Source organism: Micromonospora sp. NPDC005087, from assembly GCF_042872965.1.
In the GTDB taxonomy this organism is placed as follows: Bacteria; Actinomycetota; Actinomycetes; order Mycobacteriales; family Micromonosporaceae; genus Micromonospora.
The window spans coordinates 18,687-43,997 of the sequence record NZ_JBIALB010000021.1 but is presented as its reverse complement, the minus strand read 5'-3'; the positions used below and the strand labels follow the sequence as shown (position 1 = coordinate 43,997).

General features: G+C 69.5%; 22 protein-coding genes and 5 pseudogenes. 9 read left to right on the top strand and 18 right to left on the bottom strand.

The window, feature by feature from the left end; translation table 11 throughout:
* Nucleotides 1-99: 99 nt before the first annotated feature.
* Both ACFYPS_RS31425 and ACFYPS_RS31420 read right to left on the bottom strand, forming a co-directional pair.
* The gene (locus ACFYPS_RS31425; RefSeq protein ID WP_354967909.1) at nucleotides 100-1,140 is read right to left on the bottom strand and encodes an endonuclease/exonuclease/phosphatase family protein; all 1,041 of its coding nucleotides are present in this window, start codon (nucleotides 1,138-1,140) and stop codon (nucleotides 100-102) included.
* A gap of 359 nt (nucleotides 1,141-1,499) precedes the next feature.
* Nucleotides 1,500-1,890: pseudogene (locus tag ACFYPS_RS31420) on the bottom strand (heavy metal-responsive transcriptional regulator).
* 126 nt (nucleotides 1,891-2,016) lie between these two features.
* Between ACFYPS_RS31420 and ACFYPS_RS31415 the strand changes: the two are divergent.
* Complete coding sequence (locus tag ACFYPS_RS31415; RefSeq protein ID WP_387329217.1) at nucleotides 2,017-2,973, top strand: alkylmercury lyase family protein; 957 nt, start codon at nucleotides 2,017-2,019, stop codon at nucleotides 2,971-2,973.
* A gap of 54 nt (nucleotides 2,974-3,027) precedes the next feature.
* Entirely contained in the window at nucleotides 3,028-3,510 is a 483-nt protein-coding gene (locus ACFYPS_RS31410) for a YdeI/OmpD-associated family protein (RefSeq protein WP_354967911.1), read from the top strand.
* Between the two features lie 59 nt (nucleotides 3,511-3,569).
* On the opposite strand, the pseudogene ACFYPS_RS31405 reads toward ACFYPS_RS31410, so the two are convergent.
* The 4 genes and pseudogenes from ACFYPS_RS31405 to ACFYPS_RS31390 form a co-directional block, all read right to left on the bottom strand.
* Nucleotides 3,570-3,821, bottom strand: a pseudogene (locus tag ACFYPS_RS31405) (transposase); the annotation flags it as partial.
* 86 nt (nucleotides 3,822-3,907) lie between these two features.
* The gene (locus ACFYPS_RS31400; protein WP_387329214.1) at nucleotides 3,908-4,618 is read right to left on the bottom strand and encodes a transposase; all 711 of its coding nucleotides are present in this window, start codon (nucleotides 4,616-4,618) and stop codon (nucleotides 3,908-3,910) included.
* A gap of 20 nt (nucleotides 4,619-4,638) precedes the next feature.
* Entirely contained in the window at nucleotides 4,639-4,923 is a 285-nt protein-coding gene (locus ACFYPS_RS31395; protein ID WP_387329211.1) for a hypothetical protein, read from the bottom strand.
* Nucleotides 4,920-5,877 (bottom strand): annotated as a pseudogene (locus ACFYPS_RS31390) (ATP-dependent DNA ligase). Before ACFYPS_RS31390 ends, ACFYPS_RS31395 begins: the two are co-directional and overlap by 4 nt.
* A 337-nt stretch (nucleotides 5,878-6,214) precedes the next feature.
* Between ACFYPS_RS31390 and ACFYPS_RS31385 the strand changes: the two are divergent.
* Nucleotides 6,215-6,889 (top strand): HNH endonuclease family protein, encoded by a 675-nt coding sequence (locus ACFYPS_RS31385; protein WP_387329208.1) that lies wholly within the window; start codon nucleotides 6,215-6,217, stop codon nucleotides 6,887-6,889.
* Nucleotides 6,890-6,939: 50 nt separating this feature from the next.
* Here the strand turns inward: ACFYPS_RS31385 and ACFYPS_RS31380 are convergent, their stop codons facing one another.
* On the bottom strand, nucleotides 6,940-7,197 hold the full coding sequence (locus ACFYPS_RS31380; RefSeq protein ID WP_354968638.1) for a hypothetical protein: 258 nt from the start codon (nucleotides 7,195-7,197) through the stop codon (nucleotides 6,940-6,942).
* A 71-nt stretch (nucleotides 7,198-7,268) separates the two neighbouring features.
* On the opposite strand from ACFYPS_RS31380, the pseudogene ACFYPS_RS31375 reads away from it, so the two are divergent.
* A pseudogene (locus tag ACFYPS_RS31375) lies at nucleotides 7,269-7,859 on the top strand (IS5 family transposase); the annotation flags it as partial.
* Here the strand turns inward: ACFYPS_RS31375 and ACFYPS_RS31370 are convergent.
* Nucleotides 7,843-8,319 carry an HIT family protein gene (locus tag ACFYPS_RS31370; protein WP_387329205.1) on the bottom strand — a complete coding sequence of 159 codons (477 nt, stop codon included), beginning with the start codon at nucleotides 8,317-8,319 and terminating at the stop codon, nucleotides 7,843-7,845. The pseudogene ACFYPS_RS31375 and the gene ACFYPS_RS31370 overlap by 17 nt on opposite strands.
* Nucleotides 8,320-8,615: 296 nt before the next feature.
* On the opposite strand from ACFYPS_RS31370, the gene ACFYPS_RS31365 reads away from it, so the two are divergent.
* Complete coding sequence (locus ACFYPS_RS31365; RefSeq protein WP_387329202.1) at nucleotides 8,616-9,878, top strand: ROK family protein; 1,263 nt, start codon at nucleotides 8,616-8,618, stop codon at nucleotides 9,876-9,878.
* Nucleotides 9,879-10,119: 241 nt separating this feature from the next.
* Here the strand turns inward: ACFYPS_RS31365 and ACFYPS_RS31360 are convergent, their stop codons facing one another.
* From ACFYPS_RS31360 to ACFYPS_RS31330, 7 genes are all read right to left on the bottom strand, one after another.
* Complete coding sequence (locus tag ACFYPS_RS31360) at nucleotides 10,120-11,532, bottom strand: GH1 family beta-glucosidase (RefSeq protein ID WP_354968641.1); 1,413 nt, start codon at nucleotides 11,530-11,532, stop codon at nucleotides 10,120-10,122.
* Between the two features lie 43 nt (nucleotides 11,533-11,575).
* Nucleotides 11,576-12,580: an ABC transporter ATP-binding protein gene (locus ACFYPS_RS31355; RefSeq protein WP_387329199.1), complete on the bottom strand. Its 1,005-nt coding sequence runs from the start codon at nucleotides 12,578-12,580 to the stop codon at nucleotides 11,576-11,578.
* Complete coding sequence (locus ACFYPS_RS31350) at nucleotides 12,577-13,626, bottom strand: ABC transporter permease (protein ID WP_387329196.1); 1,050 nt, start codon at nucleotides 13,624-13,626, stop codon at nucleotides 12,577-12,579. Before ACFYPS_RS31350 ends, ACFYPS_RS31355 begins: the two co-directional genes overlap by 4 nt.
* Nucleotides 13,627-13,629: 3 nt before the next feature.
* Entirely contained in the window at nucleotides 13,630-14,607 is a 978-nt protein-coding gene (locus tag ACFYPS_RS31345; RefSeq protein ID WP_354968644.1) for an ABC transporter permease, read from the bottom strand.
* Nucleotides 14,604-15,770 carry an ABC transporter ATP-binding protein gene (locus tag ACFYPS_RS31340; RefSeq protein ID WP_387329191.1) on the bottom strand — a complete coding sequence of 389 codons (1,167 nt, stop codon included), beginning with the start codon at nucleotides 15,768-15,770 and terminating at the stop codon, nucleotides 14,604-14,606. The genes ACFYPS_RS31345 and ACFYPS_RS31340 overlap by 4 nt, the downstream gene beginning before the upstream one ends.
* A gap of 74 nt (nucleotides 15,771-15,844) precedes the next feature.
* Nucleotides 15,845-17,521 (bottom strand): ABC transporter substrate-binding protein, encoded by a 1,677-nt coding sequence (locus ACFYPS_RS31335; protein WP_387329189.1) that lies wholly within the window; start codon nucleotides 17,519-17,521, stop codon nucleotides 15,845-15,847.
* Between the two features lie 123 nt (nucleotides 17,522-17,644).
* Nucleotides 17,645-18,646 (bottom strand): LacI family DNA-binding transcriptional regulator, encoded by a 1,002-nt coding sequence (locus ACFYPS_RS31330; protein ID WP_387329186.1) that lies wholly within the window; start codon nucleotides 18,644-18,646, stop codon nucleotides 17,645-17,647.
* Between the two features lie 288 nt (nucleotides 18,647-18,934).
* Here ACFYPS_RS31330 and ACFYPS_RS31325 point away from each other — a divergent pair.
* Nucleotides 18,935-19,425, top strand: a pseudogene (locus tag ACFYPS_RS31325) (IS6 family transposase); the annotation flags it as partial.
* Between the two features lie 37 nt (nucleotides 19,426-19,462).
* Here the strand turns inward: ACFYPS_RS31325 and ACFYPS_RS31320 are convergent.
* Both ACFYPS_RS31320 and ACFYPS_RS31315 read right to left on the bottom strand, forming a co-directional pair.
* Nucleotides 19,463-20,293 carry an FkbM family methyltransferase gene (locus ACFYPS_RS31320; protein ID WP_387329183.1) on the bottom strand — a complete coding sequence of 277 codons (831 nt, stop codon included), beginning with the start codon at nucleotides 20,291-20,293 and terminating at the stop codon, nucleotides 19,463-19,465.
* Between the two features lie 28 nt (nucleotides 20,294-20,321).
* Nucleotides 20,322-20,876, bottom strand: a complete 555-nt coding sequence (locus tag ACFYPS_RS31315) for a hypothetical protein (protein ID WP_387329180.1) — start codon at nucleotides 20,874-20,876, stop codon at nucleotides 20,322-20,324.
* Nucleotides 20,877-21,523: 647 nt separating this feature from the next.
* On the opposite strand from ACFYPS_RS31315, the gene ACFYPS_RS31310 reads away from it, so the two are divergent.
* From ACFYPS_RS31310 to ACFYPS_RS31300, 3 genes are all read left to right on the top strand, one after another.
* A complete protein-coding gene (locus ACFYPS_RS31310) occupies nucleotides 21,524-21,979 on the top strand; it encodes a hypothetical protein (RefSeq protein ID WP_387329177.1) in 456 nt (151 codons plus the stop codon).
* Between the two features lie 185 nt (nucleotides 21,980-22,164).
* Nucleotides 22,165-22,449: a LysM peptidoglycan-binding domain-containing protein gene (locus ACFYPS_RS31305; protein WP_354968651.1), complete on the top strand. Its 285-nt coding sequence runs from the start codon at nucleotides 22,165-22,167 to the stop codon at nucleotides 22,447-22,449.
* A gap of 412 nt (nucleotides 22,450-22,861) precedes the next feature.
* The gene (locus tag ACFYPS_RS31300) at nucleotides 22,862-23,128 is read left to right on the top strand and encodes an excalibur calcium-binding domain-containing protein (RefSeq protein ID WP_387329173.1); all 267 of its coding nucleotides are present in this window, start codon (nucleotides 22,862-22,864) and stop codon (nucleotides 23,126-23,128) included.
* Nucleotides 23,129-24,252: 1,124 nt separating this feature from the next.
* On the opposite strand, the gene ACFYPS_RS31295 is transcribed toward ACFYPS_RS31300, so the two are convergent.
* Nucleotides 24,253-25,182, bottom strand: a complete 930-nt coding sequence (locus ACFYPS_RS31295; RefSeq protein WP_387329171.1) for a cation diffusion facilitator family transporter — start codon at nucleotides 25,180-25,182, stop codon at nucleotides 24,253-24,255.
* Nucleotides 25,183-25,311 lie beyond the last annotated feature (129 nt).

Sequence of the window (25,311 nt, the reverse complement as noted above, 5' to 3'; positions counted from 1 at the left end):
GCTGCGGCGTAGATCGAAGTCGGCTGAGCGGGTGCAGCTGTCGACGTTGCGGCGCGTCGGTGACCGATCAGTGGCGGGCCTCCGGTAGACGGTTCAGCGTCAGCTCACGGCAAGGTCGATGTATGCGGGGTCGTGGTCGGACCCGTCACCGCTGATCTGGGTGCGGCGCATCACGTGCGCGGCGGTGACGGTCAGGTCGGGGGTCGTCCAGATCTGGTCGTAGAGGGCGAAGGTGGTGACGCCCTTTGCCCGGTGCCGGTGTGTCCACATGGTGGGGGACAGGTCGGCGAACTTGTCGTCGATGAGGGTCCCGTTGCGGTTGGGGCCGGCGATCGTGGTGCCCCGTTGGATGTGTTCGGTGAGGTTCGCTTCTTGCAGGGCGGCGAGGGTCGCGGCCTCAGGGGCATCGTTGAAGTCGCCGGTGATCACAACGCGGCGGGTCAGCCGCTGTCGACGCAGGATCTTGGCGATCGCCGTGGCTTGGTCGCGGCGTCGTTCGGCAATAGCTTTTCGAGCGGCTGCGACCTCGGCGGGGCTGAGGGTGTGTTCGTCGGTGATGAAGTTGCTCTTGAGGTGGTTGACGAGCACGTGCAACGGCTTGCCGTCCGGGGCGGCGATCTCGGCTTGAAGGAGGTCGCGGCCGAACACCGGTTCTCCGGTGGGGTTGGGCCAAAACCGCCAGGAGCTGATGCGGGTGATCGGGTGGCGGGAGCAGATGGCAACGTCGATGCGGCGGGGGTCGTTGCCCTCTACGACGACCCGGTAGCGGTAGTCGATGCCCAGGGGGCGCAGGTCGTCGCGGTGGAACGTGTCAAGGGCGTCTTGGTCTTCGACTTCCTGCAGGCACAGCACGTCGGCGTTCAGGGCTGCGATGCGTCGGGCGATCCACGCCCGGGCTTTCGGGTCCTTGCCCTTCACGAGTCTGCCGCGGAAGGTGCGCAGAATCCCGCTCATGTGGGTGCCGTCAGGCAGGACCACCTCGACCACTGACGGTTGCTCGCTGCTCGGCCCGCCTGTTGCGTCCGGCGTAGCGTCGGTGGCGATCTCGGCGAGCGGGGGATTGGCCACGGTCCGGGAAAGCTCTGCCTGGAACGACCAGCGGGAGAACAGGTTGTTGGCGTTGAAAGTCGCGATCCTCACAGCTACCGCCCGCTTCCACTGTCCACGGATCGGCCCTTGGATGAGGTTGACGATACGGTCCGCCCGCCCAAGTGGGCAGCAACTATCAGCAAGCCGCCAGTCCTGGAGCCCGCCGGCCCCGCCTTGGTGACCCCGTCGGGAAGACGTAGAGGTCCGTCGGTGCCTTCAAGCCGCCGCCGATTCGGATCAGCTCATCGACTCTGGCCTCGGGGGTGCTACGAACGGCGGAGTGTCCCGTAGGCCCTGAGACCCCATTGCCTATTAACCGGCATTTGGGTGAAACTTGTATGCGTCTTACGGACCTCAACGGGCGGCACGCGACGAGCGCCAACGTCCGGAGAAGCTCGGCGCCCGAGCGGCTACAGGTATCGGCAGACCTGCTCGGGTGGGCAGGTGTCCGGTTCGGCGTCGGTGGCGGACTGGTGAAGCTGAGCCACGGTGGAGCGTAGGGCGTGCAGGTCGGCCAGCTGGGCGTCGATGGGCGTCGAGCCGTTGGGCGAGCAGTTGGCGTCCATGTCCGCAGGGGGCGTTGCCGGCGTCGCGGACGGCAAGGATGTCGCGGATCTGGGCGAGGGTGAATCCGGCGGCGCGACCGCGGCGGATGAAGTCGAGCCGCGCGAGCGCCCGGTCGTCGTAGTCGCGGTAGCCGTTCCCGCAACGTCCCGCAGGTGGGAGCAGGCCGCTGGCTTCGTAGAAGCGTAGCGTTTTGGTAGTGGTGCCGGTTTCCTGGGCGAGTTCCCCGATCCGCATTCGTGGCCTCCTGCCGTCGCGCCTTGACCTTCCCCTGCACTGGAAGGTCCAGTCTGGTACCGGTAGAGCCGTAACGGCCAAGCGGTGTGCGTCATGCCACCGGTCACCAGACGGAAAGGGGCTGTGATGACTGCAGCAGCAGAGCGCCAGCTGGCTGTTGAGCTTCGTTCCGTGCCCGAGTGTCCGAACCTTGGCCCTGCTCGGCAGGAGCTGCGCGCCGCGCTGGCCGACGTCGGGCTGCCGCTGGATGTTGTCACCGAGGTGGTGGGGGACTATCCGTCACCGTCGATCTTGATCAACGGTTTAGACGTGATGGGCAGCACCGGTGACGGGTCGGCGGCCTGTCGCCTGGACCTTCCCACAGGCGAGCGCATCCGTGCTGCCTTGCACCAGGCGATGCGCGCCGAACCCGCCACCGCCGCAGCCGAGTCGAGCCCGGTGGATTGCTGCGCGCAGCCGGGCAACGCTATCCGGGCCGACCGACCTCGCCGCGCCGAGCATCTGCCCGACCGGCTCCGGCAGGTGCACCAGACGATCCTCCGCCACTTCTCCACTACTGGAACCGTCCCCACGGACGCCGACATCCGCACTGCTTTCGGCGCCCCGGACCTGGACACCGCGAACGCGCTGCGCGAACTCGCCCGGGAAGACCTTGTCGCTGTCGACAGCGCCGGGCGTCTGGTCGCGGCCTACCCGTTCTCCCCAACGCCAACCCCGCACGTGGTCTCATTCGGCGATGTCGAGGTGTTCGCGATGTGCGCCATCGACGCGTTGGGCATGCCGTTCATGCTCGGCACCGACGCAACGATCACCTCCACTGATCCGCACACCGGCCAATCGGTCCGCGTGACCATCACCAACGGTGCCGCCACCTACGAGCCGGCCGAAGCGGTGGTCGTCTACGCAGCCACCGGAGACGCTGGTCGCTCCGCGGACACCTGCTGCTCCACCATCAGCTTCTTCACGAGCGCGCCCAACGCTCAAGCGTGGATCACCGCCCATCCCAACCTGGCCGCCACTGTTCTCGACCAGGACCAGGCCGTCACGCTCGGCCGCGACATCTTCGAACCGCTGCTCGCCTAAGGCCGACAGCACCATCGCCACCCGCCGCCGCCGGACCCGACACGAGGTGCATCGATGCAGGGCTCCGCGAGAAGTCAACAGTTCACCGCCACGGTCACCGGGGCCACACGCGGCCGTGTCCTGATCCCGGTCCCCTTCAACCCGGACACCGTCTGGGGAGCCAAGCCCGCCCACCACATTCGCGGCACCGTCAACGGCATCGGTGTACGTGCCGTGGTGGAACCAGCAGGCGATGTCTTCGGGTTCACCCTCGGCCCGGCCTGGCTACGGTGCTGCGGCTTGGCCGCCGGCGACACCGTCTCCGTGACTATCGAGCCGGAAGGCCCCCAACGCGGCGACCTCGCCGAAGACGTGGCCGCCGCGCTCGACGCGCAACCGCAAGCCGGCGCGTTCTTCGACTCGTTGGCTCAGTTCTACCGGCGCGCATACCTACGGCGGATCGACGCCACAAAACGCCAACCCGAGCAACGGCCCCAACGCATCGCCGAAATGATCGAACTCCTGAAAGCCGGGCACAAGGAACGCCCGTGCCCTTAGCAACCCGGATTGAGGGGTAGGGTCTGTCAAGAAAACGGTGTAACGCGGGTTGTTGAGGACTACTTGCGGGCTGCGGTGAGTCGGCCTTCGAAGGCCATCTCGACGGCGTTCAACGCTGGCTTCCAGCGCATCGTCCAGCGTTTGCGGCCTTGCCCGGTCGGGTCCAGGCTCATGACCGCGAGGTAGACACATTTGAGCGCGGCGGCCTCGTTGGGGAAGTGTCCGCGGGCGCGGACAGCTCGCCGGATCCGGGCGTTGACGCTCTCGATGGCGTTGGTGGAGCACACGACGGTGCGGATCTCGGCGTCGAAGAGCCTGTCGCAGAATGCCGATGGCTGGGCGGAGCAGGCTGGCTTGATCGCGCCGTCGGCCGGGGCTGGCCCCCGGGGCTGGCGCGTCAGGCTGCTGCGGTGTGGATTTTGCGGATGTTGTAAGCGGCGGCTGCGAGGTTCAGTTCGCTTCGGGCGGCCGCGATTCCTCGTCGGGAGAATCTGTCCAGGATGGTCTTGAGGGTTCCGATGCTGGGTTCGACGGTCGCGCCGCGTCTCTTGTAAGCCTTGGCGCCTCCAGGGGTCCTGAGTCGGTGAGCCATCGCCTCTCGTGTAGTCGCGCCAACAGGCGGCGGACCATCGGTAGGTGAACGCGACGCCGCCGTGGCCTGCTCGCGGCTCTTGCCCAGGGCGATGAGCCGGTCTGGTCCGGGCGCATTGAGGTTGCTGTTGCTGCAGTAGCCGGCGTCGGCCAGTACGACTCCGATCTGATGATCGGGCAACCCGGTTGCCTGGTGCACCGCAGCGGCAGCGGCGACCGCGGCGGTCATCATCGGCACGAACGATCCCATGTCGTTGGGGTTGCGGTTCACATCGACAGCAGCGATGACGTGGTCGCTGGTGACCGCGACCTGCGCGTTGTAACCCTGGAGGAACCCGCGACGGGTAGGCATCACCCGCGAGTCCGGATCGGTGATGTTCGCAACGGTCTTCGGCAGAGATTTTGCGGGAGCCTGGTGATTGCCAGCCGCGGTCGCCGCGGTTTCGGCTGCAGCGACGACCCGGCGGGCTCTCACGATCCGGGTGTGTTCTTCGGTCGGGACAGGCGGCGCACCCATCGGCTTCTTCCCCGCAGCGATCAACGCGGCCCTGCGGTCGAGCTTCGCTTGATGGTCGCGCAGTTCGCGCTCCAGATGCGCCCTCGCCTCAGCAAGCCGCAATGGCCCATCCGGGATCCGGCCGCGCACCGGCTGACCAGCTGCAGGCCCGCTGCGCGGGCCTGCTCGACCAGGCGGCTGACCAGCTCGGCGTCCACGCCGTCCGCCGGCTTACCTGCCGGGTTGCTCTTCTTCGCCACCGCAGAAGTATCCACGGCTATCGTCGTGTCGGACATCAGGTGCTGCTCCTTGATCAGGAGTTTCACCTTCTTCTTACAGACCCCTCGGACGCTGACATGTCCGCTCGTAACCGCAAGTAGCGGACGTGGTGTCGCCACCGGTGATGTTCGTAGGCGGTGTCAACGTCGATTTCCGCGACGAAGATGGGACTGACGGGGGCGTACGGGAGAGGTTGGGGCCGGTCAAGTTGCCCGGTCCACGCGGCGGGTAGAGGTTGCGGCCACGGGTGTGCCCCCGTCGGGTCGACGGGCATGAGCAGGCCAGCCAGTTCGGCGCGCTGTACCGGTCGTAGCGGGCTGGATCGGCCGGTGTAGCGGAGCCGTCCGTGCTGGTCGCAGCGGCCCAGCAGGAGGGTCTCGGGGTTGTTGATGCTGGGGGAGACGCCGCCGATGATGGCTTCGGTGGTGCGGTAGGCCCGGACTTTCCGCCAGCCACGCCGGCCCGGCTCGTAGCGCCCGTCGAGGCGTTTGATCACGACGCCCTCGATGCCCGCGGCGGTCCAGGTGGTCAACCATTCGGCGGCTTGGTCGAGGTCGGCGGTCTGTGGGGACAGGGTGAGTTGGGCGGGTGCGTCGGCGAGCAGTTGTGTGAGCAGGGCACGTCGTTCGTGCAGGGGTCGGTCCAGTAGTGGTCGGCCCGGTGGGGCGCTGAGCAGGTCGAAGACGACGTAGTGCGCGGGGTGGGGTCGGGCGATGTCGGGGAGCTGCGCGCCGGCGGTGATTCGTCGCTGCAGGTGGGCGAAGTTTGGTTCGTTCGCCTTCCCACACCACGAGCTCGCCGTCGAGGACGGCACCCGGCTCGACGGCTGCGGTGACGGCTCGGGTGATGTCGGGGAAGTAGGTGGTGATGTCCCGGCCGGCTCGGGACTGCAGGTACACGCCGTCGGGCCGGCGGAAGGCCAGTGCCCGCCAGCCGTCCCACTTCGGCTCGTAGGCCAGATCCGATGCCTCAGGGACAGCATCGACGGCTTTCGCCAGCATCGGCGTGAGCGGCGGACGCAGCCCTTCGGTGGTGCCGCCACGCCGGCGGGCCGGAGTCACCGCAAGACCGATCCACGACATCGAACTCGAATTTCGCTCACCTCCTCTCTCATGGTTGAGGCGCGCACAGGGGTGGCGCTGGAAGATGCCGAACGGTCGATGGCGGTAGCGGAACGAGAAGCAGGGCGAGGTCCCGCCGGGTGCGCCCAGCTCGTGTCTGCAGGCCAGCGAAGCGCTTCGAAGTTTCGTAGCTGCTTCCTCGCCTCTTCACAAACACGCCCTTCGATGGCCATGATCGTCAGAGACGGTTGCCGTCCACCCAGCCGAGGAGGCCCCCATGCGGGTAACCCAAGTCTCAGCCCGTTTCCCACGCGTCACGCGTTACGCCGCCGCAGTCGTCCTGGCCGCGCTCGCGGGCGCCGGTCTGGTCGGCGTCAGCGCGCAGCCGGCGTCGGCCACGCCTTCCGGGATCCCGTCGAAGGCGACGGCGCAGTCGCAGCTCAACGCCCTGACCGTGGCGGCGCAGGGCTCCACCAGCGGCTACTCGCGGGACCTGTTCCCGCACTGGATCACCATCAGCGGTAGCTGCAACACCCGCGAGCAGGTCCTCAAGCGCGACGGCACCTCCGTCGCCGTCGACAGCTCCTGCGCGGCGACCTCGGGCCGCTGGTACAGCCCGTACGACGGCGCGACCTGGACGGCGGCCTCCGACGTCGACATCGACCACGTCGTGCCCCTCGCGGAGGCGTGGCGCTCCGGCGCCAACTCCTGGACGACCAGCCGCCGGCAGAGCTTCGCCAACGACCTCACCCGCCCCCAACTGATCGCGGTGACGGACAACGTCAACCAGTCCAAGGGCGACCAGGACCCCTCCACCTGGCAGCCGTCCCTGTCGTCGTACCGGTGCACCTACAGCAAAATGTGGATCACCGTGAAGTACAGCTGGGGCTTGAAGCTGCAGTCGTCGGAGAAGTCCGCCCTGCAGAGCATGCTCAACACCTGCAGCTCCTGACACAGTCCCTCGGCCGGCGGGGCGTCCTTCAGAACGCTCCGCCGGCCGGACTATGCCTGCTGTGGCGAAGACGGTGCGCTGTCGCCAGCCTGCTTGCGCCACTGGCCGCCCGCGTCGGCGGCCAGGAGGCGCTTGACCATCGCCAGAGCATCCGCCTCCGTGTCGAACTCCCAGCGCAGCACCCGGCCGTTCTCGCTGTCGCCAGCGCGAGCGACGACCTTCCACCGGACCTCACGGGTCAGCCACACATCCCGGCGGCCCAAGCGCCCCCAGATGCCGTTCCACCAGCGTCCCGCCACGTCCTCCACCAGCGCATCGTACAAGTGTTCGATCGCCGGTGGGTGCGGGGTGGCGACGTCGCCAACCTTGAGAGCCTCACGTCAGCGTCGACTCCACGATCACCCGTGCCCACCAGCATGCCGCCGGCGCCCGGACCCGGCCGCAGGAGCAGAAGGAGCCGCCCGGCGGCGTCGAGGACGAACCCGCCGACCACGCCCTGGGTCGTTCCCGCGGCGGGCTGACCACCAAGCTGCACCTGGGCGGCGAGCAAGGCCAGAAACCATTCGCGGTGGTGGTGACCGGTGGGCAGCGCGGTGACAGCCCCCAGTTCACCCGGGTCCTGGCTCGTATCCGGGTGCCGCGGGCCGGGAGTGGGCGTCCGCGGACCCGCCCGGACCGGGTCCTGGCCGACAAGGCGTACAGCTCGGCCCTCAACCGCGAGCACCTGCGAAAGCGCGAGATCAAGGCGACGATCCCGATCAAGGACGACCAGGCCGCCAACAGGTGCAGGAAGGGGTCGAAGGGCGGTCGGGCACCGTCCTTCGACCCTGAGATCTACAAGCAGCGCCACGCCGTCGAGTGCGGCATCACTCGGCTCAAGCGCCACCGCGGCCTGGCCACCCGGTACGACAAGCTCGCAGTCCGCTACCAGGCGACCATCCACGTCGCCGCGATCAATGAGTGGCTGTAGCACTGCGAGCCATACCCACCGATTGGAGATGTGCCCGTAACGCCAGCGTGAGTTCGCTCTTGTGCTCGTCGCCCACGCGCAGTTCGCGTGAGGGATCCAGGTACCCGAACACCCCACCGCCACGCCGATCGTCAGGAAGATCGGCCATCCGCGGGACGACATGGAAGTGGACGTGGCTGACGCCTTCCTTCTCAGCGGACTGCACCACGTAGGTCTTCATGCACCCAGTCACCGTCCCCAACGCACGAGACAGGCGCACCTGCCAGGCGCCGAGGTCCGCAGCTTCGGCATCGGTCAAGTCGGCGATGGACGTGACATGCCTGCGTGGGATGAGGACCAGCCATCCGGGCAGTGCAGTGTCGATCGCATGCGCCACCCGCCAATACTCATCTGCAGCGATCCGCTCCCACTCCGGCAGCACGTCAAACCGGTCATTGTTGTCACACACCCAACAGTTCATGATCGGCACAGTAGACAACAGCGGGTCAATGCAAGAGCTCGACGACTTCTGAAACGCGACCTAGCCTAGGCCGGCGCGGAGCAGGCCACCGGGGCGGCGAGCCCGGTGCGGCGAGCCGCGCGACGCCGCCGAGCGCGGCGGTCAACCCACGTCTAAGTCGCATGACATGCCTCTTGATCAATGCGCCGGAGGCTAGCAGTTAACTTTGTTAAATGTGAATGCGCAGTAATCTGTCAGCACTTGGTTCACGGCGTGAAGCAGGCCGCCGGGGCGGCCGGGAGAGGATGGCGGCGGACGTGGACGCCAGACGCACCACCGTGCGCGACATGCGTCGTGCCAACCGGTCGGTCCTGCTGACCCGGATCTGGCTGGACGGCCCGCTGAGCCGCCCCGAGCTGGGGCAGTCCACGGCGCTGAGCCTGGCGAGCGTGAGCAACCTGGTCGGCGAGATGATCGCCGAGGGCCTGGTCGAGGAGGCCGGGTTGGTCGAGTCCGACGGTGGCCGCCCGCGGGTGCTGCTGCGGGTCGCCCCCGGCTACGGCTACCTGGTCGGAGCCGACGTCGGCGAGACCCGGGTGCAGGTCGAACTCTTCGACCTGGCGATGACCGCCCTCGCCAAGGCGGAGTACCCGATCGCCGCCGCCGAGCCCGACCCTCGGCAGGTCACCGGCCACCTGCTGCACGGTCTCACCGCGGTGATCGAGCAGGCCGGCATCGACCCGGCGGCGGTGCTCGGCTTCGGCGTCGCCGTGTCCGGCACCGTCGAGCGCGCCGCCGACGCCGTGGTGCACGCGCAGACCCTCGGCTGGGACGGCGTGCCACTCGGCGCCATGCTGCGCGCCGGCACTGACATCCCGGTGCACATCGACAACGGCGCGAAGACCCTCGGTCAGGCCGAGATGTGGTTCGGCGCGGGCCGCGACGTCCGGCACGCGGTCGTTGCCCTGGTCGGCTCCGGCGTCGGGGCCTGCGTGATGGCCGACGGCGTGGGCTACCGCGGCGCGCACAGCAGCGCCGGCGAGTGGGGGCACACCACCATCGTGTACGGGGGCCGCCGCTGCCGCTGCGGCAACCTCGGCTGCCTCGAGGCCTACGTCGGGGCGGAAGGGGTGCTCGACCGGTTCCGCCAGGCCAACCGCGGTCGCCCGGCGACCGGCGGCGACGAGGAGACCGCCTTCGGCGAACTGCTGCGCGCCACCAGCCGCACCGCCGCCAAGGTGCTCGACGAGACGGTCGGCTACCTCGGCGCCGGGGTGGCGAACCTGGTGAACCTGTTCAACCCCGAGCGGGTGGTGCTGGGCGGCTGGGCCGGCCTGGCCCTGGGCGAGCGCTACCTGCCGCAGATCCGCGAGGTCACCGCGCGGCACGCGCTGCGCCAGCCGTACGCCCAGACCTCGATCGAGCTGTGCCGGCTCGGACCGGACGCGGTCGCGATGGGCGCGGCCACCCTGCCAATGGCCCGGCTGCTGCGCGACGGCGGCGTGCCGCGCGAGCCGGCCGCCCGGGTGACCTTGGCGCCGGCGCGGCCGGCGCAGCGGCCCTGGTCGCGGACCCGCTGAGCCACCAGGCCCGCGGCGGGAGTGCCGCCGACCCGGCCCCGGTTCAGGACGGGAGGGCTTCTGCTGGGCCCACCTCGGCCTTGTCCGGCGGCAGCGGGCTCGCCCGTGGCGGTCACCACAAACGAGGCGAAATATCGACCGACCGCATCCTTGATGATTGTCACCCTGGACGGGCTGGCAGGCGGATGCCGGCCAGTGCGGCCGCCCGGGAGATCCCGAGCGGCCGCCCCGAGCGGCCGGGTCAGCGCTCCCCGCGTACCCGCCGGACGGTGTCGCGGTACCACTGCGCGCTGCGCTTCGGCGTACGCCGCTGGGTGTCGTAGTCCACCCGGACGATGCCGAACCGCTTGTCGTAGCCGTACGCCCACTCGAAGTTGTCCAGCAGCGACCAGGCGAAGTAGCCGCGCACGTCCGCGCCGGCCTGCCGGGCCCGGGCCACCGCCCGCAGGTGCTCGGTCAGGTACGCCACCCGGTCGTCATCGGCCACGAACCCGTCGGCATCCGGCTTGTCGTCGAAGGCCGCCCCGTTCTCGGTGATCACCAGCGGCACGCCCGGATAGTCCCGGTGCAGCCGGACCAGCAGCTCGGTGAAGGACTCCGGCACGATCTCCCAGTCCATCGCGGTGCGCGGCAGGTCCCGGCGGATCACCCGGCGCACCGGCTTGCCGTGCTCGTCCCGGTCCCGGCCCTGCTCGTCCACCCCGGAGTGGACCTGCCCGAAGTAGAAGTTCACGCCGAGCACGTCGATCGGGGCAGAGATGACCTCCAGGTCGCCCTCCTGCACCGGGACGCGGACCCCCTCGGCGGCCAGGTCGGCCACCACGTCCTGCGGGTAGGAGCCGCGGAACACCGGATCGAGGTAGAGCCGGTTACCCAGCCCGTCGGCGGCCCGGGCGGCGTCCCGGTCGGCCGCGCTGTCGGTGGCCGGGTCGGCGGTGGACAGGTTGACGGTCAGGCCAAGCTCGATCGGGGTGGCCGCCGCCGCACGCAGCCGCTGCACCGCCAGCCCGTGCCCGAGCAGCAGGTGGTGCGCCGCGGCGATCCCATCGCCCAGGTTCCGCCGGCCCGGGGCGTGGTTGCCGTACGCGTACCCGAGCATCGCCGAGCACCACGGCTCGTTCAGCGTGGTCCAGGTCTTCACCCGGTCGCCCAGGGCGCCAAAGACCAGCTCCGCGTAGTCGGCGAACCGGTAGGCGGTGTCCCGGTTCGGCCAGCCGCCCGCGTCCTCCAGCTCCTGCGGCAGGTCCCAGTGGTAGAGCGTCACCCACGGGTCGACCCCGCGGCCCAGCAGCTCGTCCACCAGGCGGTCGTAGAAGGCCAGTCCGGCCGGGTTGGCCGGCCCGCGCCCACCCGCCTGCACCCGCGGCCAGGCCACCGAGAAGCGGTAGGTGTCCAGGCCCAGGTCGGCGATGAGCGCGACGTCCTGCGGCATCCGGTGGTAGTGGTCGCAGGCCACGTCGCCGTGGTCGCCGTTGGCCACCGCCCCCGGGACCCGGCAGAAGGTGTCCCAGATCGACGGCGTCCGGCCGTCCTCGGCCACCGCGCCCTCGATCTGATACGACGAGGTCGCCACCCCCCACCGAAAGGTCGGCGGGAGGGTGTCGATCGGGTCGGCCTGCCCGGTGGTGGTCGGGCGGGTGAGGTCGGTGTCCATGGTTCTCCTCGCGGTTGCGGGTAGTTCGGTCGGACGAGGGAGGTCAGTGGGGGACCGGCGTGGCGCCGGGGTGCAGCCAGCAGGCGACGGCCCGGCCTGGGTCGCCGCCGGGTGCTCCCAGTGCCGGCACCTTCTTGTCGCACGGGTCGAACGCCTTCGGACAGCGCGGGTGAAACGCGCAGCCCTCCGGCATGGCCCGTAGGTCCGGCGGGGAGCCGGGGATGCCGGTCAGCTCGCGGCGCGGGCCGCGCAGCGCCGGGAAGGAGTGCAGCAACCCCTCGGTGTACGGGTGCAGGGCCTGCCCGTACAGCTGCGCGGCGGGCGCCTCCTCGACGATCCGGCCGCCGTACATGATGGCGATCCGGTCGGAGAACTCGACCAGCAGCGACAGGTCGTGGGTGATGAACAGCACCGCGAAGTCCAGCCGATCCCGCAGCTCGGCGAGCTGGCCGAGGATCTGCCGCTGCATCACCACGTCCAGCGCGGTGGTCGGCTCGTCCATGATGACCACCTGTGGCTCCAGCGCCAGCGCCATGGCGATCATGACCCGCTGCCGCATCCCGCCGGAGAGCTGATGCGGGTAGCTGTCCAGCCGGTCGGCGGCGATGCCGACCAGGCGGAGCAGGTCCCGGGCCCGGGCCAGCCGACTCGCCGCCGTGCTCCGCGGCTCGTGCGCCTTGATCACGTCGAGCAGCTGGGTGGAGACCTTGTGCACCGGGTTCAGCGAGTTCATCGCGCCCTGGAACACGATGGAGGTCTCCGCCCAGCGGAACTGCCGCAGCTGGGCCGGGCTGAGGGTCAGCACGTCGACCGGCGGGCCGTCGACCGGGTGGTAGACGACCTGGCCGCCGCTGACCACGCCGGGCGGCGGCAGCAGCCGGGTCAGCCCGTACGCCAGGGTGGACTTGCCGCTGCCGCTCTCCCCGGCCAGCCCCAGCACCTCGCCCCGGTGCAGGGTCAGGTCGACGTCGCGGACGGCGTGCACCGCCGCGTCGCCGAGCCCGTAGTCGACGCGCAGTCCACGGATCTCCAGCACCGGATCGCTCATCGCACAACGTCCTCTCGGGTGGTGGCAGCCCGTGGCGTCGGGACGGACGGGGTCGGGGCCAGCACGGGGGTGAAGCCGACCCGCATCCGCACGCTGCGGCCGTCGGCGGTGCGGATCCGGGTCCTGCCGGCGCTGCGCAGCCGGGGGCTGACGAACTCGTCGATGCCGAAGTTGATCAGGGCGAGGGCGGTGCCGAGCAGCGCGATGGCCAGCCCGGCCGGGACGAACCACCACCAGGCGCCCTGCGCGAGGGCCTGCTGGCCCTGGGCCCAGAACAGGATGGTGCCCCAGTTCCAGGACGAGATCGACGAGATGCCGATGAAGGCAAGGGTGATCTCCGACATGACGGCGAAGATGACGGTGCCGACGAAGCCGGACGCGATGATCGCGGTGAGGTTGGGCAGGATCTCGAACAGGATGATGCGCCACGTCCGCTCGCCGGTGGCCCGGGCCGCCTCGACGTAGTCGCGGCGCCGCAGGGACAATGTCTGGGCGCGCAGCACCCGGGCGCCCCACGCCCACGAGGTGCAGCCGATGATGAGCGCGACCAGGGTGTCGCTGGCCTGCTCGACGATCGACGTCACGATGATGATCAGCGGCAGCGCGGGGATGACCAGGAACACGTTGGACAGGGCCGACAGGCCCTCGTCGGCCGCGCCGCCGATGTAGCCGGCGGTCACGCCGATGAGGATGGACAGGATCGTCGCCAGCACGCCGGCGACCAGTCCCACCACCATGACGCTGCGCGCGCCGACCAGGATCTGGCTGAAGATGTCCTGACCGAGGTGGGTGGTGCCGAACCAGTGCCGCAGCGACGGCGCCTGGAGCACGTCGCCGCTGCGCGCGTCCGGGTTGTACGGCGCCACCCATGGCCCGATCACCGCGAAGAGGCAGTAGATGCCCAGGATGACCAGCCCCGTGGCGGCCTTGGCATTGGCGATGAACCGGAACCGGCGCCGCTTCGCCCGGCCCGGCGCGGCCGACGGCTGGGCCATCGCCCCCTGACCGGGGATGACCTGCTCGATGCTCGACGGTGAGATTGTCATCGCTCAGCTCTTTCGGGTCCGCGGGTCGAGAAGCAGGTACGCGACATCGGCGAGCAGGTTCGCCACCAGCACGGAGATCGTGATGATCAGGAAGATGCCCTGCATCAGCGGGTAGTCCTTGGCGCCAACGGCCTGGAAGAGCTGGTAGCCGAGCCCGGGGTAGGAGAAGACGATCTCCACCAGCAGCGTGCCACCGACGATGAACCCGAGCGACAGGGCGAAGCCCGAGACGTTGGGCAGTAGCGCGTTGCGGGCCGCGTAGCTGAGGGCGACCCGGCGCTCGGACAACCCCTTCGCGTGGGCGACCGTGATGTAGTCCTCCGAGGAGACGGTGACCATCATGTTGCGCATGCTGAGGATCCATCCGCTCATCGAGGAGACCAGGATGGTGGCGGCGGGCAGGATGCTGTGCTGGATCGCGCTCGGGATGAAGTACTGGTCGAACGCCGGCACCAGGCCCGCCTCGTAGCCGCCGGAGGACGGGAAGAAGCTTCCCGGGCCGGCGAACAGGGCGATGGCCACGAGGCCCAGCCAGAAGTACGGGATCGAGGACAGGAACGTGGTGGCCGGCAGCAGGCCGTCGACCCAGGAGCCGCGCCGCCAGCCGGCGCCGACGCCGAGCGCGGTGCCGAGGAGGAAGCTGATGATCGTGGTGATGCCGACCAGGCCGACCGTCCACGGCAGGCTGTCGCCGATCACCGTCGACACCGGCGCCGGGAAGAAGGTGAACGACAGCCCCAGGTCGCCGTGGAGGAGCTGTCCCCAGTAGTGCAGGTACTGCTCCCAGACGTTCTCGTTCGCGTCCAGCCCGAACAGCACGCGCAGCGACTCGATGGCGTCGGCGCTGATCCGGCCCTGGTTGCGCGAGATGAGGGACTGCACCGGGTCGCCCGGGACCAGCCGCGGGATGAAGAAGTTGAGCGTGATGGCCGCCCATGCGGTGAACAGGTAGAAGGCCGTGCGCTGCAGGAGGAATCTCATCGTGTCTCCCCCAGGGCGGCGGTGTCGTCCCGCTCGATCGCCGCCGGGGGCGGTGGCACGGCCGGGTCGGCGTCGGGCGCGGCGGAGCCGGGAGTGTCGGCGGCGACGGTGGCCGGGTCGTAGAGCCAGCAGGCCGCCCAGTGGTCGAGCCGGTCGCCGATGGTCAGCCGTGGCGGCAGGTCCACCGTGCAGCGCCGCATGGCGTGCGGGCACCGGGGGTGGAACCGGCAGCCGGCGGGCGGGGTGATCAGGCTCGGCGGTTCGCCCTGACCGCGGTCCTCCCCGGCGGCCGCGTCGACGCCGGCGCCGTCGCCGGTGATGCGCTCGGGGTCCGGCGCCGAATCGGTGAGCAGCCGGGTGTACGGGTGGGCCGGGTTCTGGGTGACGGTCTCGCTGTCGCCGCCCTCGACCATCCGGCCGGCGTACATCACGATCGTCTCGTCGGCGAAGTAGCGGGCCGAGGCGATGTCGTGCGTGATGTAGAGGATGGCGATGTTGAGCCGATCCTTGAGGTCCTGGAGCAGGTTGAGCACGCCGAGGCGGATCGACACGTCCAGCATGGAGACCGGCTCGTCGGCGAGGAGCACCTCCGGGTCGGCGCCGAGCGCCCGGGCGATGGCGACGCGCTGCCGCTGGCCGCCGGAGAGCTCGTGCGGGAAGGCGTCCAGGTAGCGCTCGGGCGGGGTGAGGCTGACCCGGGTGAGCAGCTTGCCGAGGGCCGCGTCCAGCTCCTCGGCGCCACGCCCGGCGTTGCCGTGGATCCGCAGCGACCGGGTGAGGTGGTAACGGACGGTGTGCACCGGGTTCAACGACGCGAACGGGTCCTGCAGGATCAACTGGACCCGCCGCACGTACGACCGGAACGGACGACCGCCGCGCACCCTGGTCGACGTGCCATGCAGGCGGAGGTCGCCGGCGGTGCGGGGGTAGATCTGGGCCAGCAGCCGGGCCACCGTGGACTTGCCGGAGCCGGACTCCCCGACCAGCGCGGTCACCTGGCCGCGACGCAGCGCGAACGATACGTCGTCGACGGCGTGCACGACTGCCGGCGTCCGGGAGAAGAGGTCACGCAGCCGCCTGCGGACGGGGAAGTGCTTGGTCAGGCCGACGGCCTCCAGCACCACCTCGTCGGCCGGCGCCGCCGCGCTCTCGCTCAACGTCATGCCGAGTTCCTGTCTGAGCGTGGGGTGCGCCTCCCCGGCCGGCCGGGAGCCGGCCGGGGAGGCGGTTGGCGAGGTCAGCCGTTGGCGGGCTTGAGGTGCAGGACCACGTCCAGCGCGTTGGGCTGGGTGGGCTGCATGGCGCCGTACGGGTTCGAGTCGTCCGGCCAGCCGGTCCAGTTCTTCGTGCTGTACGCGCCGCCGATGTTGTCCGCGCCGACCGGGATCATCGGCATCTGGTCGACGAAGACCTTCTGCAGAGTGTTCATCGCGGCGGTGCGGGCCGCCTCGTCGGTGGCGTTCGCATACTCCTTCAGCGCCTCGGTCGCCTCGGAGTTGTTGAAGCGGCCGAAGTTGCCCGCGGGGGAGGCGGTGCCGATCGGCTTGAGCTGCTGGCCGTCCATGACGGTCCGGTAGATGTCGTACGGCGTGGCGCCGCTCTCGGTCCACCGGAAGGTCGCCTCGAAGTTGCCCTGCTCGACGTTGCGGAACCAGGCGTCCTGGTTGGCCTTGTCGACCGTGGCCGCAATGCCGATCTTCGACAGGTTGTCCTTCACGATCTCGAGGCTCGTCTGGTAGTCGGACCACCCAGCCGGGTCGGTCAGCTTGACCGTGACGGCCTTGCCGGTCTTGTCCTTGAGGGTGTTGCCGTCGAGCTTGTAGCCGGCGCTGGTGAGCAGCGCCTTGGCGCCGTCGACGTCGACCTTGTGCTCCTGGCCCTTGAACTCCGGCGCGATGAACGAGTCACCGGCCGGGCTGGGCAGGCCGGTCACGCTCTTCACCTGCGGGTGGAAGTAGCCGGCCTCCGCCGTGGTGAAGATGTCCGCGCGGTCGATGACCATGTTCATGGCGCGACGCAGCGCCGGGTCGTCGAACGGCTTCTTCGTGGTGTTGAGGTAAAGGCCGTGGATGCCCAGGACCGGCGGGGCCCACACCTTGTGGTGGTCCTGGTCCTTGGCGACGAAGACCGCCTGGTAGTTGGGAATGAAGACGAAGCTCCACTCCGACTCGCCGTTGGCCAGGGCGGTGGTCTGGGCGCTGTTGTCCGTGTAGGAGGTGTAGCGCAGTTCCTTGACCTTCGGCAGGTCCTGCCAGTAGCCGCTGTCGCGCACCGCCAGGGTCATGCTGGCCGGGGTGAACGACTTCAGGGTGTACGGGCCGCTGCCGACCGGCTGCTTGACGGTGTCGGTCGTCGGGTCGCCGATCTTCTCCCAGATGTGCTTGGGCACGATCGGCACCCGCCACAGCACCTTCTGCTGGTTCACGAACTGCGGAGTGGCCATCTTGATGGTGACCTCGTTGCCGCTGGCGGTCGCGTCCGTGTAGGGCACGCCCTGGTCGTTGAGCGCCGGGTACTTCTTGACCAGGTTGTAGGTGAAGGCGACGTCCTCGGCGGTGACCTTCTGCCCGTCCGACCAGGTGGCGTTGTCTCGGATAGTGACCTTGACCGAGGTGTAGTCCGACGACCACTCGGCCTTGGTCGCCAGCCACGGCTTGAACGGGTCGGCCGGCTTCACCGGGTTCCACATCATCAGCGGCTCGAAGATCTGCCAGCGGTAGCCCAGCGAGGCCGCGGCGGACGTGGTGAGGAACGGGTTGTTGTTCTCGGCCTGCGGGCCGTTCGGCATGCCGACGTTCAGCACCGTCGCCGCCTGGTCGTTCTTCTTGTTCGCGTTCGGGCTGTCGCCGCACGCGGCGACGCCGGTGGCCATCGCGCCGGCCAGCGCGACGGCGAGGAACTGCCTTCTTCTCATGGAGGTCTCCCTCGGTGCTCCCGCAATCCTCGAGCGGGATGTGGTGGATGGAGGGTGTGCGGTGTTGCCACCGGTGGGCGCGGTGCTCCCGCCGGTGCGGGTGGTGGATAAGCGGTGGCGAGGTCAGGTAGCGCCGGTCGAGGCGCGAACGGTGAAGTTGGTGGGAATGACGGTCGGGGTGTCCGGCAGCGGCGTGCCGGCGAGGTGGGCGATGAGCGTGCGGGCGGCGGCCGCCCCCATCTCCCGCAACGGCTGACGGACCGAGCTCAGCGGTGGGTGGGTGTGCCCGGCCAGGGGCAGGTCGTCGAAGCCGACCACCGCCACGTCGTCCGGGACCCGCCGGCCGGCGTCGCGCAGCGCCTGGAGCGCCCCGGCGGCGGAGAGGTCGTTGTGCGCGAAGACGGCGTCGAACGGCACGCCGTCGGCGAGCAGGCGTTCCACCGCGACCCGCCCGCACTCGAAGGTGAAGTCGCCCTCCACGACGAGGGCGGGGTCGATGGGCAGGCCGGCGTCGGCGTAGCCGTCCGCGAAGCCGGCCAGCCGCTCCCGGGTGCAGCCGAAGCGGCTCAGGCCGGTGACGACCAGCGGCCGCTTCCGCCCGTGCGCCAGCAGGTGCGCCGCCGCGGCTCGCGCGCCGGACTCGTTGGTGGTGCGCACCGACGGGAAGCCGGGCTGGTGGCCGCGGTCGTCGATGAGGATGACCGGCAGGCCGCGCTCGTGCAGCTCGGTGATGTAGTCGAGGGTGCCCTCCGGCTCGACCACGAGTAGGCCGTCGAAGGACTTCGCGGAGACCTGGGAGGCGAACCGCCGCATCGACTCGTCGCCGTGGGTGCAGGTGAACAGCAGCATGCCGTACCCCTCGGCCTCGACCACGTCGGCCGCGCCCTGGAGCACCTCGCCCATCCAGGGCCAGGTCAGGGCGGGCACCAGCATGCCGACCACCCGGGTACGCCCGCGGGCCAGGCCGACCGCGCGGGCGCTCGGCACGTACCCGAGGGCGTTGATGACCGCGCGGACCCGGTCGGCGGTGCGGACGCGCACCTCGCCCTTGCCGTTGAGCACCCGGGAGACCGTCGTCTTGCTCACTCCCGCGCGGGCGGCCACGTCGGCGATGGTGATCGGCACGTCACGCTCCCGGGTCGAAGGGGTGAGGGGGTTGTGTCGGAACCGGTTGCGGAACCGGTTCCGTCGCAGTCAACCGAAGTGGCGGCGGTCACGTCAATAACGGACGGGTAACGAAACATGGCTAAGTTCGACACCTGAAAAAAGTGCCCATGGACAGCGCGGCCGATCCAGGGTGTGGCCAGCGTCGATGCGAGGAAGCCGGGTCGTCAGTGGGGAGTGCCGGCGCCTACGGCTCCGTTGCGCTGAGCGTTGGGAAGATCGAGGCTGGCTTGAACAGCGACGTCATCGGCCCGAACTGTCGCGGTCCGCTGGTATCTGCGGTTCAACCTGTCCTATCGCGACGTTGGGGAGTTGCTGGTCGAGCGCGGCGTGGAGTTGATCACGTCACCGTCTACCGGTGGGTGCAGCGGTTCACGCCGCTGCCGGGCGACGCGGCCCGCTTTGCCGGCACTCGCCAGGCGACAGGTGGCTCGTTGATGAGACGTACGTCAAGGTCAACGGAGTTTGGCGGTATGTGTACCGCGGTCGACCAGTACGGGCAGGTCATCGACGTGCTCGTCTCGGCCCGCCGGGACGCCGGCGCGGCTCGGCTGTTCTTCCGCCGGGCGCTGTCGACATTGAAGGTGACGCCCGCGGAGGTCGTCACCGACGCCGCTGCGGTCGACCCCGGCGTGCTGGGTGAGCTGATCCCGTCGGCGTGGCACCACGTCGAGCAGTACGCGAACAATCCGATAGAGGCTGATCACAGCCACAATCCTTCACGAGTACGAACATGCCGCGTGACCTGGGCGGACGAGGTTTCCGGCAAGGGCAGGGTCAGGCGGGCCGGGCGCGGGCGTAGACGTCGCCCGAGTTGGCCTCGTGGGGCAGCGCCCGCAGGTACGCCGCCACCTCGCCCGCCGGCCGCCAGCCATCGAGGGCGAACGCCATCTCGTCGCCGAGCGCCACGGTGAACCTGGTGAAGCCCAGCCGGGTGAGCCGGTCCAGGCAGTGCGCGGCCAGGTCCCGTTCGATGGTGGTGAACTCGAAGGACAGCGCCGGCACCGGGCGGCTCAACCCGGCCAGCACGGCGTCCTCGAATCCCTCCACGTCGATCTTTACGAAGCCCGGCACGCCGTGCGCCGCGACCAGGGTGTCGAGTGTGGTTCCGGCCACCTCGATCTCGACGTCCCAGATCTCGTCCTCCCAGCCGCCGGCCCCCTCGGCGGCCTGCAGGAAATCCGCCGACGCCGTGGAGATCGTCGGGTTCGCCGAGTTGACGTGCAGCCGCACCGGCCCGGTACACGCCCCGCACGCCGCCTCCACCACGGTCACCCGGTCGTCGTTCGCGTAGAGGGCGCGCAGGGCCCGGGTGCAGAGCGGTTGCGGCTCGACGGCCACCACGCGGGCGCCGAGGCGCCGGAAGCTGCCGAGCCGGTCGCCCACGTGCGCGCCGACGTCGAAGACCAGGTCTCCTGGGCGGATCAGGGGCGCGTAGAACGCGTCCATCGCCGCCTCGCGGGCCGGGTCGCCGTAGTACGCCTCCAGGGAGCGGCGCAACCCGGACAGGGTCGGGTCCGCCTTGAGTGCCTCCACCGTGCTGAGGTCATCGACCACTGGTCTGACCGTAGTCGCGTCCGGAGCAACGCGAGGGCGATTCGCGTCCATTTGCGGGTACCCCTGGATACCCAGCCTCCTAGGACGGCGTAGACGGGGGGCCGTAACCATCGCTTGGCGACGGATTGGATCGCCGTTGACGGCCCGCGCGAGTGCGCGACGTCCAGCGGTCATCCAGCCAGATCACCGCGCCGGGCGGGACGGTACCGGCGTCAAGTAGGACCTGCAGCGCATCGTGCTCGATTTCGGGTACGACCACGGGTCGCCGGTCGTACAGGCCGCGGGCGGCCTCAGCGGCCGACCGGGACTTACCTGCGGCCGAGGGGCCGTGTACCAGCACGATCGAATGCGCAGCCAGCACCGCGCGCAGCTGAGGGTCCAACTGGTGCCGCGCAGCGTAGGGAAGCTGTTCCTCGGAGCCGTCCGCGCCGTGGCGCGGACGCCGGACGCCGAGCACTTCCAGCGTGGTCTCGCCTAGCAGCGGCAGTCGACCGCCTTGGGCACCCCGCGCGAGCCGGTCAACGGTCGCCTGCCGGGTGCGGGTCTCGGCCTTGAGCGCGTCAACCTCCGTTCGGCGAACGTCGGCGGCTGCTCGGGCCCAGCGCCACACCACGGCGCACCCGGCGGCGACCATCATTACCACCGCCACAAGAGCCCCGATCACCTGGGCTGAACAAGTAGCCGAGTTGAGGACGCGACCGACATCAGGATTCGGGCATCAATCGAGACCTGAAGGAGCGAATAACGCCAGGAAGGTCACCGTCGATGTCAAGGCTTAGGGCCGCAACGGCAATCAAGACTGGAGCGCAACGGCTCGCAGGGCGATGTCGATGGAGGCTTGGAGGTCTTCGCAGCTCGCGCCGGCGGCGGCGTGGACGGCGTGGCCCTCGCTGAGCGCCGAATCGTGCCAGCGCCCTGGCATCCATGCCTTCCGGGAGGTCTCCTTCCTTCGCCGCGCGGGACAGTCGTTCTTCGGGGGCGGACTCGGTGGCGGCCAGGATCTCGGAGATGCGGGTGTTCTCCGGCGAGCAGGCATAGAAGCCCAGGCCAGCCAAGTGGCAGGGTTTGGAACCCCACAGGTAGCCCCTGTCGGCGGCAAATCGCCGGTCCGGCGGGCCCGCGTCGCGATCGTTGTTGGACCCCGCCGCGGCAAACAAGCTACACCCGTCGCGGAGCGGTGAACTCGCTCGACCCGAGTGCCCCGCGACCCGGAGGGCAAGGTCTCGCCGGGCGCCATTCGGGGTAGCGCGGCTCTCACGGGACCCGCTACCCTCCGCCCTCATGGCTACCTCCAACAAGATCAGCGAGTGGCGGACCAAGATTTTTGTCTGGATCGGCCTGCCCGTCATCGCCATCGCGGGGCTGATGTTCGGCGCTTTCGATCTGGTTCCGACATGGCAGGCAAAGGCCGGCCAGGGTACGCCGGGCACCTTCACCGCGGTCCGCGAGGACTGTGGGCGGCGCAGCTGCACCTGGTATGGCGACTTCGCCGCTACCGAGGGTGGTGGCCAGCGGACCGACGTCATCCTCTACGACGAGCCCGACGGGCTGGCGGCAGGCGACACCGTTCCGGTGCGCGACACCGGTGCACGCAACGGCGTCTTCGCCACGGCGGGTGGATCCACCTGGCTGCTGCTGACGGGGTTCGTCGTCGCGGGCGTGATCGCGGCCGTGGCCTGGGTCATCATCCTGGTGCGAACGGTCAGCCGCCGACGCGCGCCCGCCCCAGCCGTCTGATATCTGCTCAGCTCATCCCGGCTGGAAGGTCGCTCCCGTCGATTGGGAGCGGCCTTCTCGTTCCAGCTCGCTCAGATCAACCACATGTCACATCCGGCCTGGTATCCCATGTACGGCTCGAACACGGAAAGGCAGGCCAGGGCGGCTCCATCCTCGCCCACGCCGCCGCGCCCGCCAACGCCGACATGAGCAACTCGCCTGACGCGGTGCACCACACCGCGCGGCAGGACGGTCACACCCTTGCCAGCCATGCGGCGCCGAGCAGCACCGAACTCGCGCGTGTCACGGCCGGCCGGGAAGACACCTACACCGTGCAGCGTGGGGACACCCTGTCCGAGATCGCCGAGCGGTGCCTGGGCGACGCCCACCGCTGGCCGGACATCTTCGCCCTCAACCGCGTGGACAGCGGACAGCAGTACCGGCGCGAACCCGACCCGGGGGAGCAGGTTGGGAGCAACAGGGTGCGCTGAACGGCCCTGAACTGCGCCGAACGGCGTCGAGCGGCGGCACCCACCCCTGCCTGCGGCTCCTCGTTTCCGCAGGTCAGAGTCGGTGCAGCCGTCCTGTCTCACACCGTAGAGGTCACTGGCTCGATCCCAGTTTCGCCCACCGTGAATATATGCAGGTAGCGAGCCCGTCATCGGAACCACCGGTAACGGGCTTTCGCGCTGTTGCCCTTCAATTGGGAGCAGATTGGGAGCACGCAGCTTCGTGGCGGCGCCGGCCTACGCCCAGCCGGCCTCACGGTGAACCGCTTTGCCGTTGAGGGATGTTTAGCTGCAATCGCTGCTACCGCCCGGCACTTTAGCGGCCAACCGGCAGTGGCCGCGACGTGCCGCGTGACAAGGCGGTTGCCGCGGTGCGCGAGGTGACGACCGACGCGTGGTTGCTGGGCACTCAGGCGGGCGTGGCCATGGCCGACCCGCAGGGCATCAGCGGCGGGACCGTGGAGCTGCTGGAGGCGGCCAGCGCCGACATGCAGGTGGCCGAAGAGCACGCGGCGCAGGTGCGGGCACGCCCACGACCGACCCGCGATTCGGCACCTGCAAAGAGGCCAACACCGCCGGCTACGGCCCGTACTACCGCGGCCTCGACCCCGAGTACGCCTGGTACATCGACCGGAACAAGGACGGCGTGGTGTGCGACTGATAAGTCCGCAGCCCCGGCGGAACGGAGCAACCGATCATCACTTGCGCCCACCACTACGCCCTGCCGCTCCTGGCCATACCCGGCCAAGGTCGCGCACGGTGAGTGCGGCGAAGGCGGCGAAGGGGGCAGCGCCGGACGACTGTAGATGTAACGCCCCACATTCCCGCGACGCCTGTAGATGATGGAAAGGTCGGGTGCGCGGCCTGACGAACGGGCGGGACCGCACCACCTCCGCGATCTCGCCCGGTACCTGGTCCGAACAGCGCACCATGAAGCCCGTCGGGAGATATCCCTATGGCGAATTCGACACCTCGTACCCCGCCGCCGCGCTGGCCGGGCAGCCGCAACGGCGTTGCCGCACCTGCCGTCTGGAACCTGCCAACCCAGCCACTTCCTCAACAGCCGCAACGCTCAGGCGAGTGGTGGCCCTATGCGGTGTTCGGCGCAGTGACCCTACTGCTCGGGTGCTTGGCGATGGTGGTCGTCCTGCTGGCCAGGTAGCCCGCGGGGCGCAGTTTCTTACTGGGCCGGAGGCTGAGGTGCTCGGCCGCTTCGGAGTGTGGGACGGGAGCCGCTACCACCTGCGGTTCTCGGACGGCCCGCAGCCGGTATAGCACCCCGTGGGATCACGGGCGCCGACGGCATCCCGTCCACGGTCGGCCCAGCTGCGAGGACGGGCGAGGCGGTGGTCGCGGTATACCCCCGGTCATCTCCCGCCGTTCTGACCTGGGCGGCTCCGCGTCAAGAACCAGGGAATTCAGCCGCGGGGATGGACTGGCTGATACGGAAGGCCGCTCTGCTGGTGGTCAAACCACCTCACTGTCCGCCGGCCCGCCGCGGTGCCGCCCAAAGGGCGCAACTGGGGCGCACAGGCGACCTGATGGTGGTGCGGCCGGCCGCCAGATCCGTGAATCCGCGGCCGGTAACGTCCAAGAGCGAGGAACCTAGTCGCGGGGCCGTCCGTGCTGGAGGAGATCAAGCGGACAACTGCGGAGGCCACCACGAAGCTGATCTCCGTCGACCCCACACTGCGGCATAACTGCCACGCAGCGCGGCGGCTGCTCGACGACGCCGGCGCAGCGCGCAGAACGTCGACTGCCCAGGCGCCATCAACTGCCCGCGGGTTAGGAGCCGGCGCCCGTCGGGCTGAGGAAGACGAACCGGATCGCCGGGTTACGCGCGGTGAGCCGTCGTCTGGCGTCGTCGGCCAGGTCCTCGATGTCGGCCGCCCTGACTTGGTCGGCAAAGTCGATCTTCGCGACAACGAGAATGTCGTCGGGACCGAGCTGCAGGGTCAGCAGGTCCACGATGCCTTGCACGTTTGGCAGGGCGGCGAGTTCCCGGCGAATCTCGTCCTGAATTGGCTCTCTTGCTGGCCGGCCGACGAGCAGGGCGAGGTTGTTGCGGGCCAGAATGGTGGCCACCACGAGGAGCAGTACACCGATGGCGACCGATGCGATGCCATCCCAAACCGGGTCACCGGTCAGCTCGGCGAGCCCCAGGCCTGCACCGGCCAACCCCAGGCCGATCAGGGCGGCGATGTCCTCCAGGAACACTGCCTTGATGGCGGTGTTGGGCGTGCGCCGCAGGACCCTGGCTGGACTGATGCCCCAGCGTTTGGCCCGGCGCCGTACCTGCCGCACCGTGCGCGTCAGGGACACCGACTCCAGGACGAAGGAGGCGATCAGCACCGCGTACGAGACGATGTAGTCTCCAGTCTCCTTGTTCGTTGCGATGACGTGCACGCCGTGGGTGATGGAGAAGCCGGCGCCGCTGACGAAGGTGAAGACCGCGGCGAGCAGGGCCCAGATGTAGCTCTCCCGGCCGTAGCCGAAGGGGCGCGCGGGGTCGGCCCGGCGGCCGCCACGACGCAGCGCCACGAACAGCAGCACCTCGGTCGTGGTGTCGGCGAACGAATGCGCGGCTTCCGAAAGCATGGCCGCCGAACCCGCCAGCAGACCCGCAACCACCTTGGCCACGGCGACAGCGACGTTGACGGAGCCGGCCACGATCACCGTGCGGACGCTCTGCGACTGCCCGTCCGATTCGGCCATGAAGCCAGGCTATGGGCCGGGTGTCGGCCGGGCGGACAAACCGACAGGCACCGCGGTGTCGTGGACCACCAGCCGCCGGCTGAGCCTCGGCAAGGGAGTGTGTCGATTTCCGTGTTTGGGCCTGCGGTG